Source organism: Mycolicibacterium grossiae (genome assembly GCF_008329645.1).
In the GTDB taxonomy this organism is placed as follows: domain Bacteria; phylum Actinomycetota; class Actinomycetes; order Mycobacteriales; family Mycobacteriaceae; genus Mycobacterium; species Mycobacterium grossiae.
In genome coordinates, this window is the sequence record NZ_CP043474.1 from 3,930,435 (window position 1) to 3,946,689 (window position 16,255).

At 70.5% G+C, this 16,255-nt stretch carries 15 protein-coding genes; 8 read left to right on the forward strand and 7 right to left on the reverse strand.

Annotated features, from left to right (window positions below; genetic code table 11):
- Nucleotides 1-12: 12 nt before the first annotated feature.
- The 6 genes from FZ046_RS18935 to FZ046_RS18960 form a co-directional block, all read right to left on the reverse strand.
- On the reverse strand, nucleotides 13-477 hold the full coding sequence (locus FZ046_RS18935) for a DUF4190 domain-containing protein (protein ID WP_070355924.1): 465 nt from the start codon (nucleotides 475-477) through the stop codon (nucleotides 13-15).
- Nucleotides 474-2,000 carry an ATP-binding cassette domain-containing protein gene (locus tag FZ046_RS18940; protein ID WP_211372249.1) on the reverse strand — a complete coding sequence of 509 codons (1,527 nt, stop codon included), beginning with the start codon at nucleotides 1,998-2,000 and terminating at the stop codon, nucleotides 474-476. Before FZ046_RS18940 ends, FZ046_RS18935 begins: the two co-directional genes overlap by 4 nt.
- Nucleotides 1,978-3,582, reverse strand: a complete 1,605-nt coding sequence (gene cydD / locus FZ046_RS18945) for a thiol reductant ABC exporter subunit CydD (RefSeq protein ID WP_070356025.1) — start codon at nucleotides 3,580-3,582, stop codon at nucleotides 1,978-1,980. Before cydD ends, FZ046_RS18940 begins: the two co-directional genes overlap by 23 nt.
- 23 nt (nucleotides 3,583-3,605) lie before the next feature.
- Nucleotides 3,606-4,661, reverse strand: a complete 1,056-nt coding sequence (cydB, locus tag FZ046_RS18950; RefSeq protein WP_070356018.1) for a cytochrome d ubiquinol oxidase subunit II — start codon at nucleotides 4,659-4,661, stop codon at nucleotides 3,606-3,608.
- A gap of 14 nt (nucleotides 4,662-4,675) precedes the next feature.
- Nucleotides 4,676-6,124 carry a cytochrome ubiquinol oxidase subunit I gene (locus FZ046_RS18955; RefSeq protein ID WP_070356024.1) on the reverse strand — a complete coding sequence of 483 codons (1,449 nt, stop codon included), beginning with the start codon at nucleotides 6,122-6,124 and terminating at the stop codon, nucleotides 4,676-4,678.
- Nucleotides 6,125-6,244: 120 nt separating this feature from the next.
- Nucleotides 6,245-6,913 carry an HdeD family acid-resistance protein gene (locus tag FZ046_RS18960; RefSeq protein WP_083298568.1) on the reverse strand — a complete coding sequence of 223 codons (669 nt, stop codon included), beginning with the start codon at nucleotides 6,911-6,913 and terminating at the stop codon, nucleotides 6,245-6,247.
- A gap of 167 nt (nucleotides 6,914-7,080) precedes the next feature.
- Here FZ046_RS18960 and FZ046_RS18965 point away from each other — a divergent pair, with 167 nt between their 5' ends.
- The 8 genes from FZ046_RS18965 to FZ046_RS19000 all read left to right on the forward strand — a co-directional run bounded on the left by FZ046_RS18965 (nucleotide 7,081) and on the right by FZ046_RS19000 (nucleotide 14,911).
- Nucleotides 7,081-7,803 (forward strand): FkbM family methyltransferase, encoded by a 723-nt coding sequence (locus tag FZ046_RS18965; RefSeq protein WP_070356017.1) that lies wholly within the window; start codon nucleotides 7,081-7,083, stop codon nucleotides 7,801-7,803.
- 230 nt (nucleotides 7,804-8,033) lie between these two features.
- Nucleotides 8,034-8,918, forward strand: coding sequence for an ABC transporter substrate-binding protein (locus tag FZ046_RS18970; protein ID WP_070356016.1), 885 nt, complete (start codon nucleotides 8,034-8,036; stop codon nucleotides 8,916-8,918).
- 8 nt (nucleotides 8,919-8,926) lie between these two features.
- Nucleotides 8,927-9,853, forward strand: a complete 927-nt coding sequence (locus FZ046_RS18975; RefSeq protein ID WP_070356015.1) for an amino acid ABC transporter permease — start codon at nucleotides 8,927-8,929, stop codon at nucleotides 9,851-9,853.
- A gap of 5 nt (nucleotides 9,854-9,858) precedes the next feature.
- Nucleotides 9,859-10,611: an amino acid ABC transporter ATP-binding protein gene (locus FZ046_RS18980; protein WP_070356023.1), complete on the forward strand. Its 753-nt coding sequence runs from the start codon at nucleotides 9,859-9,861 to the stop codon at nucleotides 10,609-10,611.
- Between the two features lie 10 nt (nucleotides 10,612-10,621).
- The gene (gene macS / locus FZ046_RS18985; RefSeq protein WP_246182816.1) at nucleotides 10,622-11,788 is read left to right on the forward strand and encodes a MacS family sensor histidine kinase; all 1,167 of its coding nucleotides are present in this window, start codon (nucleotides 10,622-10,624) and stop codon (nucleotides 11,786-11,788) included.
- The gene (locus FZ046_RS18990) at nucleotides 11,775-12,434 is read left to right on the forward strand and encodes a response regulator (RefSeq protein ID WP_070356014.1); all 660 of its coding nucleotides are present in this window, start codon (nucleotides 11,775-11,777) and stop codon (nucleotides 12,432-12,434) included. Before macS ends, FZ046_RS18990 begins: the two co-directional genes overlap by 14 nt.
- Nucleotides 12,435-12,505: 71 nt before the next feature.
- Nucleotides 12,506-14,332, forward strand: coding sequence for a DUF2339 domain-containing protein (locus FZ046_RS18995; RefSeq protein ID WP_070356021.1), 1,827 nt, complete (start codon nucleotides 12,506-12,508; stop codon nucleotides 14,330-14,332).
- Between the two features lie 90 nt (nucleotides 14,333-14,422).
- Nucleotides 14,423-14,911 (forward strand): Dps family protein, encoded by a 489-nt coding sequence (locus tag FZ046_RS19000; RefSeq protein ID WP_070356019.1) that lies wholly within the window; start codon nucleotides 14,423-14,425, stop codon nucleotides 14,909-14,911.
- Here FZ046_RS19000 and FZ046_RS19005 read toward each other — a convergent pair.
- A complete protein-coding gene (locus FZ046_RS19005) occupies nucleotides 14,908-16,086 on the reverse strand; it encodes an adenylate/guanylate cyclase domain-containing protein (protein ID WP_070356020.1) in 1,179 nt (392 codons plus the stop codon). The genes FZ046_RS19000 and FZ046_RS19005 overlap by 4 nt on opposite strands.
- Nucleotides 16,087-16,255 lie beyond the last annotated feature (169 nt).

Below are 16,255 nucleotides of genomic sequence, written 5' to 3' on the forward strand. Positions count from 1 at the left end.
CCCGCCTTGGCGCTACGGCGTCGGTGACGGGCGCAACGTCGCGTCGACGCGGTCGGTGAGCTGGTCGATGCACCCGTCGAGCGCCTGCTGGTCGGTGCCCGCGCGCGACACGCACTCCAGGTAGTCGTCGCCGCCCACCGCATCGAAGACGCCCGCCCACACGGCGATGAAGGCCAGGGACAGCACGATGGCCAGCGCGCCGAGCACCGCGCCCGCCACCGCGACGCCGCCGTTGGTCGCCTCACCTCGTCGCGCCCGGCCCCGCCCGATCAGACCCAGGACGACGGCGGCCACGCCGAGCAGCACGCCGCCGGCGATCGACCAGAAGGCGAGCAGACCGGCGATGCCAAGGATCAACGCCGTCAGGCCCAGACCGTTGCGCGGTCTCGGCGGCGGACCGTACGGGTACGGGCCCGCCGGGTAACCCGAGTAGGGGTCCTGCGGCGGTGGGGGATATCCGCCCGGATAGCCGGTCATCGGAGCCGAGCGTACTCGTCGGCGCCGACCGTCACGACGGGGCAGTCGACGCCCGGCGGGAGGTGATGGGTGGCCACCACGACTGCGCGGTCGGCGGCGAAGAGACCGCCCGGCCGCAGCAGTTCGCGGAGCACCCGGTCGGCGTCGTCGGCGGCGAGGTGCTCGGTCGGTTCGTCGAGTAGGACCACCGGGAACGTCGAAACCACGGCCCGGGCGAGCAGCAGCCGGCGGCGCTGACCACCCGATACGGCCTCGGCGCCACCGGTGAGCACGGTGTCGAGACCGTCGGGCAGGTCGGCCAGCCAATCAGCCAGACCGACCGCCGCGAGCGCGGCGACCGCCTCGGCGTCGGTGACGTCGCCGCGCGCCACCTTGAGGTTGTCCCGCACCGTTGTCGCGAACAGGTGCGCGTCCTCGCCGAAGAACCCCGCCGCCGCAGCGTGCTCCGCGGCGATCGCGAGCAGTGTCGTGGTCTTGCCCGCCCCGCTCGGACCGACGATCACCAGCCGCTCACCCGCCCGCACCGTCGGGACGGCCACCGCCGGCCGGTTGCGGCCGCCGGGATCGGCGGTCACCTCGTCGAGCTGGCGCAGCGCGATGCGGGCACGCATCAGGTGCACCCCGGCGGCGGGCAGGGCGGTGGTCGCCTCGAAGGACGACAGCGGCAGCAGCATCAGGATGGCGGCCGTCGTCGGCGCCACCGAGGCGCCGAGCGCGATGGCGGAGTACACCGCGGCGAGGACGCCCGCGCCGAGCGCCAGCGTCGGGACGGCGGAGGCCACCGCGGTCAGCCGGGCGGCACGGTCCGCCGCGGCGCCCCACGCGCGCTGCCGTCGGTCGGCGTCGACCACCACGGCATCGAGGCGCCCGGCGACCCGCAGTTCGGGCGCGTGCTCGAGCGCCAGCAGCGTTGCGGCGTCGCGCGCGGCGCGGTGGGCGACGGCGACGCGCTCCTCGGCGGCCGCGGCGCGGGCGGTGAGCCACGGCGCGAGGACACCGGCGACGAGCAGCCCGGCGGCCAGCACCGCGCCCGCGGCCGGTGCGATCACCGCGACGGCGACGACCGCGGCCACGCCGAGGACACTGGCGACGGCGATCGGCAGCACCGCGCGGACCAGGACGTCGGCCAGGTCGTCCACGGTGGCTCCGAGGCGCGCCGTCAGATCGCCGCTGCGCCAGCGCAGCACCGCGTCCGGATGCGCGCCCGCGAGCCGTCGGTACAACGTGACGCGGGCCTGCCCCGCGGCGCGCAGCGCGACGTCGTGGGTGGCGAGGCGCTCGCAGTAGCCGAGGACGCCGCGGGCGATGCCGAGTGCCCGCACCGCGACGACCGCCACGGTCAGGTCCAGGATCGGCGGCATCTGCCAGGCCCGGGCGATGAGCCAGGCGGCCACGCCCGCCAGGGCCAGCGCGCTGCCGAGCGACACCACGCCGAGGCCGATCGCCGCCAACAGTCGCGGTGCCCGCGGTCGGAGCAGTGCCACGGCGGCGGCGACGTCGTCAGTGAGCGACGAGGTGGGCACCTCGCACCTCCACGATCCGGTCGGCGACGGCGAGGACCTCCGGGCGGTGCCCGACCACGACGACGGTGTCACCCGCGCGGGCCCGCGCCACCAGGGCGCGCAGCACGCGCGCCTCGGACTCGGCGTCGAGGTGCGCGGTCGGCTCGTCGAGCAGCAGCACCGGCGCCGACGAGCCCAGCGTGCGGGCCAGGCCCAGGCGCTGACGCTGTCCGAGGGACATCCCGACGCCGCCGCTGCCGAGCTCGGTGTCCCACCCGCGGGGCAGTGATCGCACGACGTCGTCGAAACCCGCAGCCCGACAGGCCGTCTCGACGTCCTCGACGGCGCCGAGCAGGTGCAGGTTGTGGCGCACGGTGCCGGGCACCAGCATCGGACGCTGCGGCAACCACGCCACCTGGGCGAACCAGGCGTCGGCGGCGAGGTCCGCGACGTCGACGCCGGCCACCGACACGCGGCCGGCGGTCGGCGGTGTCAGCCCCAGGATGGCCTGCAGCACCGTGCTCTTGCCCGCGCCGTTGGGTCCGGTCAGCACCGTCACGGCCCCGGGCGCGAGCACCGCGGTCAGGTCGTGCGGTGCGTCGCCGTCGCGTCCGGACACGCCGAGCCCCGCCAGGCGGATCTCGGCGCCGCGCGCGGTGACGCGGCGGGACCCTCGCGGTGGCTTCGGGAGCGCGTCGAGCAGATCCGACGCGTCGGTGGCGGCGGTCTTGCCGTCCTGGGCGGCGTGGAACTCGGCGCCGACGCGTCGCAGCGGCCAGAACACCTCCGGGGCCAGCAGCAGAGCGGTGAGCGCGTCGGCCAGTGCGATGTCGCCGAACACCAGGCGCAGCCCGACGCTCACCGCGACGAGCGCGACGCCGAGCGTGGCGAGCAACTCCAGCACGAACGACGACAGGAACGCGATGCGTAGTGTCGCCATGGCCGAATGACGCTGTGCCGCAGCGACGTCCGCGATCCGCGGGGCGGCGCCGTCCGCGCGACCGAGGGCGCGCAGCGTCGGCAGGCCGGCGGCCAGGTCCAGCAACCGCGCCTGCAGTGTGCCCAGGGCGGTGAGCGCCGCGGCGGAGCGGTCGCGGGTGACCAGGCCGATGAGCACCATGAACAGCGGCACCAGGGGGAGGGCGATCACGACGATCACGGCGGCCTGCACGTCGTGCACCGCCATGGCGACCACCGCGCCGGGTGTCACGACGGCGGCCAGGACGACCGCGGGCAGGAACCGGACCAGGTAGGGCCGCAGGCCGTCCAGTCCTCGGGTGAGCAGCACGGCGGCGCGGTCCCGTGTGGCCTGCAGGTCGCGCGGTGGCAGCGCCGTCACCCCCTGCAGCAGGGTGCGGCCGGTCTCGGCGATCACCGCGGTGGCACCGTGCTGGCCGAGTCGGGTCTGCGCCCACTGCGCCGCGGCACGGACCGACCACAGGGCCGCCAGCACCGCCAGTGCCGGTGTCCAGTGGTCGACCGTGCGGGTGTCCGGGTCGGTGATGACGCCGGCGACGACGTGCGCGAGCACGATGGCCACCGCGATGGCCGTTGCGGCGATCACGACGCCCAGCACCACGGAGACGGCGACGTAACGGCGCATCGCCGCCGACCGGCGCAGCGCGTTCACGGTGCCGCCGGGTCCGGCGCCCGGCGGGGAAGCCCGATCGGGTCGGGGATGCGCTCGGCCGAGATGCGTTGCCGGAACACCCAATAGGTCCAACCCTGGTAGACGATCACCAGGGGCGTCACGATCGCCGCGGCCCACGACATGATCGTCAGCGTGTAGGGAGACGACGACGCGTTGGCCACGGTCAGACTCCAGGCCGAGTCCAGGCTGGACGGGATGACGTTCGGGTAGAGGGACCCGAAGAGCAGCACGACCACGGCCGTGACCACCGCCGTGGTGCACGCGAACGCCCAGCCGTCCCCACCACGGCTCCATGCCAGCAGCACCGCGGACAGTTGGGCGATCACGGCGACGCCGAGCACCAGCCACGTCCAGTCCTTGCCGTGGGCCAGCTGGGTCCACAGTCCGAAGCTTGCGACGGCGGCCGTCACCGGGATGCCGAGCAGCGCCGCGAAGCGCGTCGCCTCGCTGCGCACGGTGCCCTCGGTCTTGAGCCGGACGAACACCGCGCCGTGGAAGGCGAACAGCCCGGCGGTCGTCGCGCCGCCGAGAACGGTGTACGGGTTGATCAGGTCGCCGAGGCCGAGATGGATCTGGGCGTCTGCGTCGACGGGCAGCCCGCGCAGCAGCGCGGCGAAGGCGACGCCCCAGAGCACCGCAGGCAGCCACGACCCGGTGGCGATCGCGGCGTCGGCCCAGCGCCGCCACTGCGGGTCGTCGACCTTGCCGCGCCACTCGATGGCGCAGATGCGCACGATCATCCCGAACAGGATGGCGAGCAGCGGCAGATAGAGCCCGGAGAACAGCGTGGCGTACATGGCGGGGAACGCCGCGAACATCGCCCCACCCGCGGTGATCAGCCACACCTCGTTACCGTCCCAGACGGGGCCGATGGTGTTCAGCACGGCACGTTGGTGACGTTCGCGATCCGCGCCGGCCGTGCGGCCGAAGAAGCGCATGAGCATGCCGACGCCGAAGTCGAAGCCCTCCAGGACGAAGAAGCCACCGAACAGCACGGCGAGGACGAGGAACCAGAAGTCGGACAGTGCCATGACCCCTCCCGGGTTCAGTAGGCGAAGGACAGCGGCGCGACGGTGGCGTCGTCCGGCGGAGTGGGCGGCGCGGGTTCGGCGTCGTGCTCGAGCGGTCCCTGCGCCACGTATCGACGCATCAACCAGAACCAGATGACGGCGAGCACCGCGTAGATGGTGGTGAAGACGACCAACGACGTCAGCACCATGCCCACGGAGTGGTCGGAGACGCCCTGGGCGACCGTGAGCCGCAGGTCGGGATTGCCGTCCGGATTGGGCACCACGACCCACGGCTGCCGCCCCATCTCGGTGAACACCCAGCCGGCACTGTTGGCCAGGAACGGCGTGGGCAGGACGAGCAGTCCGGCGGTGGCGAACCAGCGCTGCTTCGGGATGCGTCCACCGCGGGTGAGCCACAGCGCGACGACGGCGAACAGCGCCGGCAGGGCCAGCAGGCCGATCATCGCGCGGAAGGCCCAGTAGGTGACGAAGAGGTTGGGCCGGTAGTCGCCCGGGCCGAGCTGCTGCTCGTAACGCTTCTGCAGGTCGACGACGCCCTCGAGCGTCACGCCCTCGAACTGCCCCTTCGCCAGGAAGGGCAGGATGTACGGCACCTCGATGACGTGGGTGACGCTGTCGCAGTTGTTGTGGGTGCCGACGGTGAGGAAGGAGAAGTCGGGATCGGTTGCGGTGTGGCACAACGACTCCGCGGACGCCATCTTCATGGGCTGCTGTTCGAACATCAGCTTGCCCTGCACGTCACCGGTGTAGGCGAGCGCGCCCGCGGACACCAGCGCCACCAGACAGCCCAGGATGGTCGCCGGCCGGTACATCGTGCGGGACTCGACGCCGTCGCGTGCCCGGATCAGCCACCAGGCGCAGACACCGGCGACGAAGGTGCCCGCGGTGAGGAACGCTCCGGCGACGGCGTGCGTGAAGGCGGCGACGGCGGTGTTGTTGGTGAACAGCGCGACGATGCTCGTCAGCTCGGCCCGACCGGTGGTGGGATTGACGACGGCGCCCACCGGATGTTGCATCCAGGAGTTGGCGGCGATGATGAAGAAGGCCGACGCGTTGACCGCGAGGGCGACCACCCAGATGCAGGCCAGGTGCACGAGGCGGGGCAGCCGGGTCCAGCCGAAGATCCACAGGCCGAGGAACGTCGACTCGAAGAAGAACGCGACGAGGCCCTCCATGGCCAGCGGCGCGCCGAAGACGTCACCGACGAAGCGGGAGTACTCGCTCCAGTTCATCCCGAACTGGAACTCCTGCACGACGCCGGTGGCGACGCCGAGGGCGAAGTTGATCAGGAAGAGCTTGCCGAAGAACTTGGTGAGGCGGTACCAGGCGGTGTTGCCGGTGCACACCCAGACGGTCTGCATGACCGCGATGAGCGGGGCCAGGCCGATGGTCAGCGGGACGAAGAGGAAGTGGTAGACGGTCGTGATGCCGAACTGCCACCGTGACACGTCGAGCGCGTCCATGTGCACCATCTCTCGGGCTGAGAGTCCCTGATCCCCATTGATCTACGACCCATCTACGACAAAGCGTAGTAGCGGGTTGGGGGAAGCCCAAGCAGATGTGAGCCAGTAGTCAGACCGGCGCTACGGCTCCGTCCGCGGTGTCTCCGTGGCCGCCTCCGCCGGAGGCGTCCCGGCCTCGGTCGTCACCGGGTGCGTCCCCGCGGGCGTTCCCGAAGGCGTTCCCGTAGGCCCCGCGGACAGCGCCTGCGACGTGCGCCGGATGCCGAAGCCCGCGACCACCTGCATCAGGCCGATGAAGATCAGTCCGATGCCGACGACGAGGGCCAGGGTCTCCAGTGACGTAAAGGGGGAGGCGAGGACGACGACGCCGGCGACGAGGCTGACGACGCCCACGAACACGTTCCAGCCGCGACCCGGCAGCGTCGGATCGCTGATGGCCGAGACCGTGGTGGCGACGCCACGGAAGATGAAGCCGATCGCCACCCAGATCGCCAGCAGCAGCACCGCGTCGTAGAGGTGCCGGAACGCCAGCACCGCGAGGATGAGGGACGCCGCTCCGCTGATGAACAGCAGCACCCGACCGCCCGCGGCGACGTGCAGGCTGAACGCGAAGATCACCTGTTCGATGCCGGTGATCAGCAGGTAGGCGCCGAAGAAGATGGCTGCCACCGCGATGGAGATGTTGGGCCACGCGACGACGGCGACGCCGAGGGCGACGGCCAGCACGCCGGACACGACCGCGGACTTCCACAGGTGGGGCAGCAGGCTCGGAACCTCGGGGTTGGTCATGCCCGCAGTGTGTCACAGCGGATGACGCACATCCCGGTACCCGGGCCGGTGCGAACCGACCGAAGGAAACGACGCGGGCGCGCCGAAATGCGATGCCAGCGGGATGAATGACTCGAATGCGCGCGAAGACACGCGCATTGACGCTCCCGCAGATAGCATTTCCCGCCATGGGGTGGATTCGTCGTCGTCCTGCCACGGTCAAGAAGAATTTGTACGAAGAGTGGGAAGTCGCTCATCTTCGCCAATTGTTCGACCACTATGCGGTCGACTGCGTGTTCGACGTGGGGGCGAACGTCGGACAGTACGCGCGCATGCTGCGGGAAAAGGTGAAATTCACCGGGCTGGTGATCTCCTTCGAGCCCAACCCGGACGCGGCCGCCGCGCTTCGCCGGAGCGCACGTGGCAAATCCGATTGGGTCGTCGAGGATTTGGCGATCGGGGCGTCCGACGGCACGGCGACCTTCAACGTCATGAAGGCGTCGCAGTTCAGCTCCTTGAGTACACCTCGCCACGACGAGGTCGACATCTTCGCCAAGAAGAACACGATCACCAAGAGCGTCACCGTGAAGACCGAGAATCTCGCGACGACCCTCGAGCGGCTGAGTTCGCATTACGCATTCCGGCGCCCGTTCCTCAAACTCGATACCCAGGGATTCGACGTCCAGATCGTGACGTCTGCGCGTGATGCGGTACGTCGATTCGTCGGATTGCAGAGCGAGTTGTCCGTCAAGAAGATCTACGGCGATTCCGTCGACTTCCGCGATGCGATCACCACCTACGAGGAATGCGGCTTTCAGTTGAGCGCCCTGGTGCCGAACAACGAGGGACACTTCCCCAGACTGGTCGAGACGGACTGCATCATGGTGCGGTCCGATCTCCTCAGCGCCTGACCCGCCTCCGGCGGTCGCGGCGGCGGTGCGGGCGCGGCCGTCCGAGAGGAGGGACGCCAGAACGGCGATGACGAGCCAAGGGTTTCGTTCGCCTGCCGCGGCGTCGATGCTTTATTAATGTTCCGTTACCGGCCATGCGTGCCCGGTCCACGGTCGTTAACCTGCTCCGGTTGGACGGGACGGGAACGACCCGACGAAGGAAGATGAGGCTTTTCGTGTCAGGTGGGAAGATGTGGCGTCTCGCAGCGGTGTTCGCCGCGGCCGGCGCCCTGGTCGTTTCCGGGTGTTCGTCGAGCAACGAGGGGTCCGGACCGTCGACGAGCACGACCGCGGCCAACGCCAGCAAGGTCGACGAGATCGCCAACACCGTCCCCGAGGACATCAAGTCCTCCGGCAAGCTGATCGTCGGCGTGAACATCCCTTACGCGCCCAACGAGTTCAAGGACGAGAGCGGCAAGATCGTCGGGTTCGACGTCGACCTGATGAACGCGATCGCCTCGACGCTGGGGCTCACCGCGGAGTACCGCGAGGCGGACTTCGCGAAGATCATCCCGTCCATCCAGGGCGGCCAGTTCAACGTCGGCATGTCGTCGTTCACCGACACCAAGGAACGCGAGCAGTCCGTCGACTTCGTGACCTACTTCTCCGCGGGCACCAGCTGGGCGGCCAAGCCGGGGGCGAACATCAACCCGACCGACGCGTGCGGCAAGAAGGTCGCGGTGCAGGCGACCACCACGCAGGAGACCGACGAGCTGCCCGCCAAGAGCAAGGCGTGCACCGACGCGGGCAAGCCCGCCATCACGATCCTGCCCTTCGACGGTCAGGACGCCGCGACCAACGCCGTCGTGCTCGGTCAGGCCGACGCCATGTCGGCGGACTCGCCGGTGACCTCGTACGCCATCAAGCAGAGCAACGGCAAGCTCGAGCAGGCCGGCGACATCTTCGACTCGGCGCCCTACGGCTGGCCGGTCAAGAAGGGCTCGCCGCTGGCGCAGTCCCTGCAGAAGGCGCTCGAGCACCTCATCGAGTCCGGTGACTACAAGACCATCGCGTCGAACTGGGGCGTCGAGAACGGCATGATCGACAAGCCGGTCATCAACGGCGCGATCAGCTGACCCACTCGATGACCGCTGACGCTCCGTCGCCATCCGATCGTCCCGCCACCATCGATGCCGTTCCGCTGCGGCACCCGTGGCGGTGGGTGGCGGCGGGCGTCATCATCGTCCTCGTCGGGCTGTTCCTCTACGGGGCGGCCACCAACCCGGCCTACGGGTGGAAGACCTACGGCGAGTACCTCTTCAACGAACGCATCCTGCTCGGGGTGTTCAACACCCTGCAGCTGACGGTGTACTCGATGGTGATCGCCATCGTTCTCGGCATCGTGTTGTCGGTGATGCGGCTGTCGCCGAACCCGGTGTTCCGTTCGGTGTCGTGGGTGTACCTGTGGATCTTCCGTGGCACACCGGTGTACGTGCAGCTGGCCTTCTGGGGCCTGATTCCCGTCATCTACTCGAAGATCCAGCTGGGCGTGCCGTTCGGGCCGACGTTCTTCACCCTCGACCTGCAGTCGCTGTCGATCCCGTTCCTGCTCGCCATGCTGGGGCTCGCCCTGAACGAGGCCGCATACATGGCGGAGATCATCCGCGCGGGCATCAGCTCGGTACCCGAGGGGCAGATGGAGGCGTCGACGGCGCTCGGCATGTCCTGGGGTCTGGCCATGCGCCGCACCGTGCTGCCCCAGGCGATGCGCGTGATCATCCCGCCCACCGGCAACGAGGTCATCAGCATGCTGAAGACCACCTCGCTGGTGACCGCCGTGCCGTACGCGTTCGACGTGTACAGCATCGCCACCCGCGAGGTCGCCGCCCGCATCTTCGACCCGGTGCCCCTGCTGCTGGTGGCCTCCACCTGGTACCTCGTCGTCACCAGCGTCTTGATGGTGGGGCAGTACTACCTGGAGCGGTACTACGCTCGCGGTTCGTCGCGCAAGCTGACACCCAAGCAGCTCGAGGCGCTCGCCAAGGCGCAGATGGGAGAGGTGCACCCGTGACACCGATGGTGCGCGCCGAACAGGTCTGCAAGAACTTCGGTGCTCTCGACGTGCTCAAGGGCGTGAGCCTGGAGGTCGGTCGCGGCAAGGTGCTGTGCATCGTGGGACCGTCGGGCTCGGGCAAGTCGACGTTCCTGCGCTGCATCAACCACCTCGAACAGGTCAACGCGGGACGCCTCTACGTCGACGGCGAGTTGGTCGGCTACCGGGAGCGCGGCGGCAAGCTGCACGAGATGCGTCCGAAGGACGCCGCTCGGCAGCGCCGCGACATCGGCATGGTGTTCCAGCACTTCAACCTGTTCCCGCACCGCACCGCCCTGGAGAACGTCGTCGAGGCCCCGATGCAGGTGAAGGGCATCAAGCGCGACGCCGCGGTGGCCAAGGCACGCGAGCTGCTCGACCGCGTCGGTCTGTCGGCCAAGGCCGACGCCTATCCCGCGCAGCTGTCCGGCGGCCAGCAACAGCGCGTCGCCATCGCGCGGGCGCTCGCCATGGAACCCAAGCTGATGCTGTTCGACGAGCCGACGTCCGCGCTCGACCCCGAACTCGTCGGCGAGGTGCTCGCGGTGATGAAGCAGCTGGCCGGTGAGGGCATGACGATGCTCGTCGTCACCCACGAGATGGGGTTCGCCCGCGAGGTCGCCGACGAGTTGGTGTTCATGGACGCCGGCGTGGTGGTCGAGCGCGGCAACCCCCGCGAGGTGATGAGCGATCCGAAGCACGACCGCACCAAGGCGTTCCTGTCCAAGGTGATGTAGGTCGGCTGCGGTGCGCGGCCCCGACGTGACCCCGACGACGGCCTCGCCCGACCCGGCAGCCCCGCTGTGGCGGGCCGCGCAGGGCTTCCGGTTGCTCAGTTGCGGCTACGCGCTCTACTTCCAGGTCGCCGTCAACGACGACCTGGCTCGGCGCGGACTCGCGTGGGCGCTGTTCGGCGTGCTGCTGGCCTGGAGCGCCGCATGCGGCTGGGCCTACCTGCAGGGCGTCGGTCGCCGCCCCGCCTGGGTGGCTGCGGAGCTGGCGGTGGCCGTGGCGCTGATCCTGTCCACCGACGTGGTGGCCTCCGACCGGTGGATCGCCGACAACCAGTCCTGGCCGACCACGCTGTGGGCCACCAATGCGACGATCTCGGCCGCCGTCCTGCGCGGCCCGGTCCTCGGCATGGCCGCGGGCCTGGTGGTCATGGCCGCCGTGGCCGCGCTCAAGGGCTCGGTGAGCCTGAACCTCGGCCGCAACGCCACGATCGTCATCGAGCTGGCAGTGGGCCTAGCAGTCGGCATGGCGGCGCTCACCGCCCGCCGCGCGCACGCCGAGCTGGAACGGGCCACCCGGCTGGCGGCCCTGGTCTCCGAGCGCGAACGCCTCTCCCGGGAGGTGCACGACGGCGCCATCCAGGTGCTCGCACTGGTGGCGCGGCGGGGCCGCGAGATCGGCGGTGTCGCAGCCGAACTCGCCGATCTCGCCGGCGAGCAGGAACGCGCGCTGCGACGTCTGGTCAGTGGCTGGCAGGACGGCCCGCCGGGAGCGCATGCCGATCTCGCCGCCCTGTTACGGGCCCGCGCGTCGGACACGGTCTCCGTCAGCCTGCCCGCGACCCCGGTGGTCCTCCCCGCGGGAATCGCCGCCGAGATCGACGCCGCGGTCGGCAACGCGCTCGACAACGTCGCCGCTCACGCCGGCGCCGGCGCGCGCGCCTTCGTGCTGCTCGAGGACGTCGACGACGCCGTGGTGATCAGCATTCGCGACGACGGTCACGGCATTCCCGTGGGCCGCCTCGAGCAGGCCCGGGCCGAGGGGCGGCTCGGCGTCGCGGCGGCCATCGTCGGGCGGTTGGAAGCACTCGGCGGCACCGCGGTGCTCACCACCGCACCCGGTGACGGCACCGAGTGGGAGTTCACCGTTCCACGCGAGGGGGTGGCCGATGGCCGAGGATGAGGACGGCTGCACCGTCATGGTGGTCGACGACCATCCGATCTGGCGGGACGCCGTCGCGCGCGACCTCGCCGAGCAGGGGTTCGAGGTCGTCGCGACGGCCGACGGGGTAGCGTCCGCCCGCCGCCGTGCCGGGGTCGTCGGACCGGACGTCGTGGTGATGGACATGCGCCTCGCCGACGGCACCGGCGTGGAGGCGACGACGGCCGTGCTGGAGGTGTCGCCGTCGACTCGGGTGCTGGTGCTCTCCGCCTCCGACGAGCGCGACGACGTCCTGGAGGCCGTCAAGGCCGGTGCCACCGGTTACCTGGTGAAGAGCGCCTCGAAAGTCGAACTCGCCGAGGCGGTTCGCGCGACGCGCGAGGGGAGGGCGGTCTTCACGCCCGGTTTGGCCGGGTTGGTCCTGGGGGAGTACCGCCGCATCGCGCGAGCGCCGGACGCCGGACCTGCGACGCCCAGCCTCACCGAGCGGGAGACGGAGGTCCTCCGTCACGTCGCCAAGGGACTGACGGCGCGGCAGATCGCGGAGAGGTTGTCGATCAGCCACCGCACCGTGGAGAACCACGTGCAGGCGACGTTCCGCAAGCTGCAGGTGGCCAACCGGGTCGAACTCGCGCGTTACGCCATCGAGCACGGCCTCGACGAATGAGCCGCACTACGCACCTAAAGCGGTAGTACTACTCATCCGCGGCAGTGCCGTCCACCGGCAGCATGGCGGGCATGACCGAACCCGACCACGTCGTCATTGGACGGCTCTCCCATGATTTCGCGGTGCTGGCCAGCCATCTGGCCCGCGCGTCGGCCGATCTCCAGGCGCTGTCGCGCATCGTCACCGAGCGTCCGACGACGGCGTGGCAGGCGGGGCCTCCGGTGTCGCCCTGGTCGCCACCGCCGTCGCCAGCGACAACGCCATTGCCGCCACAGCCGGTGATGACGCCCACGCCACCGGTGACGGCCGCGCCGCCGGTCACCGGTCCGGTGCCGCCGAGGACCGCGACCACCGGTCCGGGCACGCGAAACGACGGCTGGATCGGCAAGGTGCTGGCCGTGGCCGGGGTGGTGGTCACGCTCGTCGGCGTGGTGCTGCTGCTCGTTCTGGCGGCGCAGGCCGGCCTGCTGGCACCGGGCGTTCGGGTCGGGGCCGGTGCGGTGCTGGCCGCGGGCCTCACCATCGCGGGTTGGCGGCTGCATGGCCGGCCGGGCGGCCGGGTGGGAGCGATCGCACTAGCGGCCACCGGCATCGCGGCGGCCTACGTCGACGTGATCGCGGTGACGGCGGTGTACGGCTTCCTGCCGCCTGCAGCGGGACTCGTCGTCGCCGCGTCGGTGGCCGGTTCGGGTCTACTCCTTGCGCGGCAGTGGAACTCCGAGCACCTCGGCATGCTCGTCGTGGTGCCGCTGATTGGCCTCGCGCCCATGGTCGGCGACGGCGTGACGCTGCTCGTCGTCGGGTTCCTGCTGGCCCTCGCCGCGGCGTCGCTCCCGATACAGCTCGGCCGGTCGTGGACTGGTCTGCACGTCGCCCGGATCGCGACCGCCACCGTGCCGCTGCTCGTCGCTTTGATCGGCGTCGATCGCTCGTCGGCGGACGCGGGGTGGCTCGCCGGAGCGGCGGGCATCGGTGCCGTCCTGGCGATCCTCGGTGCCCTACTGTCCTTTCCGACCCACCGCCGACCCGTCGTCGTGGCGGCGTGGAGCGCCGCCGGGACGGTGCCCGTGCTGTCGCTCGGCGCGGTGACGGGCCGCGTCACCGCCGCGGCGCTCGCCGCCATGCTCGCCGGGAGCCTCCTCGGGATCGTGCTCGCCGGCGGCCGAATCCCGGGCCTGACAGAGCCCGTGCGACGCCTCTGGTCGGGCCTGGCCGCCGTGGCAGCGCTCGTCGCGGTGACTGCGGCGTTCGACGGTCCGGTCGCCGGGCCCGTCCTGCTGGCGATGGCGGTCGTCACCACGGTCGCCGGGCGCGCGCACCCGGCGGCGTGGTGGTCCGCGCTGGGCTTCGCCGTCGTGGGCGGGGCGATGTTCGTCGCGACCGCTCCCGTCGACGTCCTGTTCGACGGCCTGGAGATCGGCAGTGGTCGGACGGTGTCCACCCTGGTGAGTAGCGTCCTGGCGGTCGCCTGCGCGGTGGCGACGGCGTGGTCGTGGACCACCCGGACCGGCCGTCGCGACGACGTGGCGCGACTCGTCTGGCTGGCATCGGGCGTCGTTGCGCTGTATGCCGTCACGATGTTCACGGTCACCGCAGGGGTGTGGCTCGGCGGCGGGAACGGGTTCTACGCCGGGCACGTGGTGGCAACGACCGCGTGGATCGGTCTCGCGGCCGCCGCGTTGCGGGCGGCGGCGCACCTGCCCCGCGCCGACCGGTCATTGCCCATGGCGGCCGGCATGACGGTCGTGGCCGCAGCGGTCGCGAAACTGTTCGTGTTCGACCTCGGCACGTTGGACGGCATGTTCCGCGTCGCCGTCTTCATCGTCGTCGGTCTGGTCCTGCTCGGTACGGGCGCCGGCTACGCACGGCGGCTGTCGCAGCAGGACTCGGAGGTGTGAGGCGACTCACGACGCGGGGCGCCATGTTGGGTCCGGTCACCGGCGTTGTACCGCACACACGAAGGGAGCACAGACGTGACCGATTCCGAGATCCGTACGAACCGCCGTGACGACGCCGAGGGCTTCGGCTTCCAGGCGTCGCCCCGCTTGACCGCCAACCTACAGCGCGTGCTGGTCGACCTGATCGAGTTGCACCTGCAGGGCAAGCAAGCGCATTGGAACGTGGTGGGCACCAACTTCCGCGACCTGCACCTGCAGCTCGACGAGGTGGTCGACTTCGCCCGCGCCGCCAGCGACACCGTCGCCGAGCGGCTGCGCGCGCTCGACTCGGTGCCGGACGGCAGGTCGGACACCGTCGCCGAGACCACGTCACTGCCGCGCTTTCCCGCCTACGAGGTGAACACGACGGAGGCCGTCGACCTCGTCACCGCCCGTGTCTACGCGACGGTCGACACGCTGCGCGCCGTCCACGACGAGGTGGACGCCGAGGATCCGAGTACCGCCGACATCCTGCACCAGCTCATCGACGGCCTCGAGAAGCTGGCGTGGCTGTTGAAGTCGGAGAACCGGAAGGTCTAGGCGCACCCGGTCAGAAACCAGGTGTGCATCACGCCCTTGCCCTTCACGTCGACGTCGCCGCGCTCGTCGAACGTGAAATGGTCCCGCAGGCGGTCGTAGACCTCCTGCGGGACCTGGATGCGGCCCGCCTCGTCGGTCGATTCCATGCGCGAGGCGACGTTGACGGCGTCTCCCCAGACGTCGTAGAAGAACTTCCGAGCGCCGACCACACCCGCCACCACCGGCCCGCATGCGAGACCGATGCGTAGGTGCACGGCGCGGCCCGACGAGTCGGTCAGGCCGCGTACGGCGTCGGCCATGTCGAGCGCACACCGAGCCAACGCGGCGAGGTGATCGGGCCGGGGCTCGGGCACGCCACTGACGACCATGTACGAGTCGCCGCTCGTCTTGATCTTCTCCAACCCGTGCCGGTCGACGAGGCCGTCGAACTCGGTGTACAGGGCGTCGAGGAACCGGACGAGGTCCGCGGGCGTCGTGGCGCTCGCCTGCGCCGTGTAGTCCGCGATGTCGGCGAACAGGATGGACGCGTCGTCGTACTTGTCGGCAATGACGGAGTGCGCCGGATCCTTGAGCCGCTCGGCGATGGCGACGGGAAGGATGTTGGCGAGCAGCGCCTCGGACCGCTCGAACTCCACCTCCATGGCGTCTTCCGCCCGGGCGATCTCGCGAAGGGCGAACCACACCGTGGCGACCACCAGGACCCAAGCCGCCAGGGTGTTGACGACGAAGCCCAGTCGGAACGCCCATGTCGGTTGCAACCCGGTGTCGTGGTCGACGGTCATCTCCAGCGCGACCACCGTCGCCGCACCGAGGATCGCCCAGAACGCCGCCATCCCGACGTGGTCGATGCCCAGGATCAGCACGACGATGGTCGCGGCCACCAGGTAGTAGAACTGCAAGCCGATGCCGCTCCCGACGTACACCGCCGACAAGGTGATGGAGGTGTAGGCCACCATCAGGAACGCGACTGGCGGCACCAGGTCGCCGAAGCGGTGCAGGCGCGGTATGGCGAGGAACGCGACCGCCGTGACGAGGTTGACGATCGGCAGCCACGTGAACCCGTCGACGACGAAGAACTGCTGCACGCTAAAGAAGGCGCTGAGGGCGGCGCCGATCCGTGTCGTCACCACCAGCACCTCGCGCTGGCGCCGGTCACTCTCGGCCCGGTGGCGCATCCGGCCGCCATCGTGCGCGTCGAGGGCGGCGGGTCGGCGGCACACCATTCCGAGCGGTCCCGAAGCCGATTCGGATGCGCTCGAATGGTCGCCCGTGATCGTCACGAGATAAGCGTAACTCGCACCGGCCGTCGACCTTGCTCGTTTATTGGCCTGTAAGTTAATTTAT

Excerpts from the sequence above, each read along its gene's own strand:
- FZ046_RS18935 (WP_070355924.1), bottom strand. The coding sequence starts at position 477 with ATGACCGGCTATCCGGGCGGATATCCCCCACCGCCGCAGGACCCCTAC.
- cydD (WP_070356025.1), bottom strand. The coding sequence starts at position 3,582 with ATGCGCCGTTACGTCGCCGTCTCCGTGGTGCTGGGCGTCGTGATCGCC.
- cydB (WP_070356018.1), bottom strand. The coding sequence starts at position 4,661 with ATGGCACTGTCCGACTTCTGGTTCCTCGTCCTCGCCGTGCTGTTCGGT.
- FZ046_RS18955 (WP_070356024.1), bottom strand. The coding sequence starts at position 6,124 with ATGGACGCGCTCGACGTGTCACGGTGGCAGTTCGGCATCACGACCGTC.
- FZ046_RS18960 (WP_083298568.1), bottom strand. The coding sequence starts at position 6,913 with ATGACCAACCCCGAGGTTCCGAGCCTGCTGCCCCACCTGTGGAAGTCC.
- FZ046_RS18965 (WP_070356017.1), top strand. The coding sequence starts at position 7,081 with ATGGGGTGGATTCGTCGTCGTCCTGCCACGGTCAAGAAGAATTTGTAC.
- FZ046_RS18970 (WP_070356016.1), top strand. The coding sequence starts at position 8,034 with ATGTGGCGTCTCGCAGCGGTGTTCGCCGCGGCCGGCGCCCTGGTCGTT.
- FZ046_RS18975 (WP_070356015.1), top strand. The coding sequence starts at position 8,927 with ATGACCGCTGACGCTCCGTCGCCATCCGATCGTCCCGCCACCATCGAT.
- FZ046_RS18980 (WP_070356023.1), top strand. The coding sequence starts at position 9,859 with ATGGTGCGCGCCGAACAGGTCTGCAAGAACTTCGGTGCTCTCGACGTG.
- FZ046_RS18990 (WP_070356014.1), top strand. The coding sequence starts at position 11,775 with ATGGCCGAGGATGAGGACGGCTGCACCGTCATGGTGGTCGACGACCAT.
- FZ046_RS18995 (WP_070356021.1), top strand. The coding sequence starts at position 12,506 with ATGACCGAACCCGACCACGTCGTCATTGGACGGCTCTCCCATGATTTC.
- FZ046_RS19005 (WP_070356020.1), bottom strand. The coding sequence starts at position 16,086 with ATGCGCCACCGGGCCGAGAGTGACCGGCGCCAGCGCGAGGTGCTGGTG.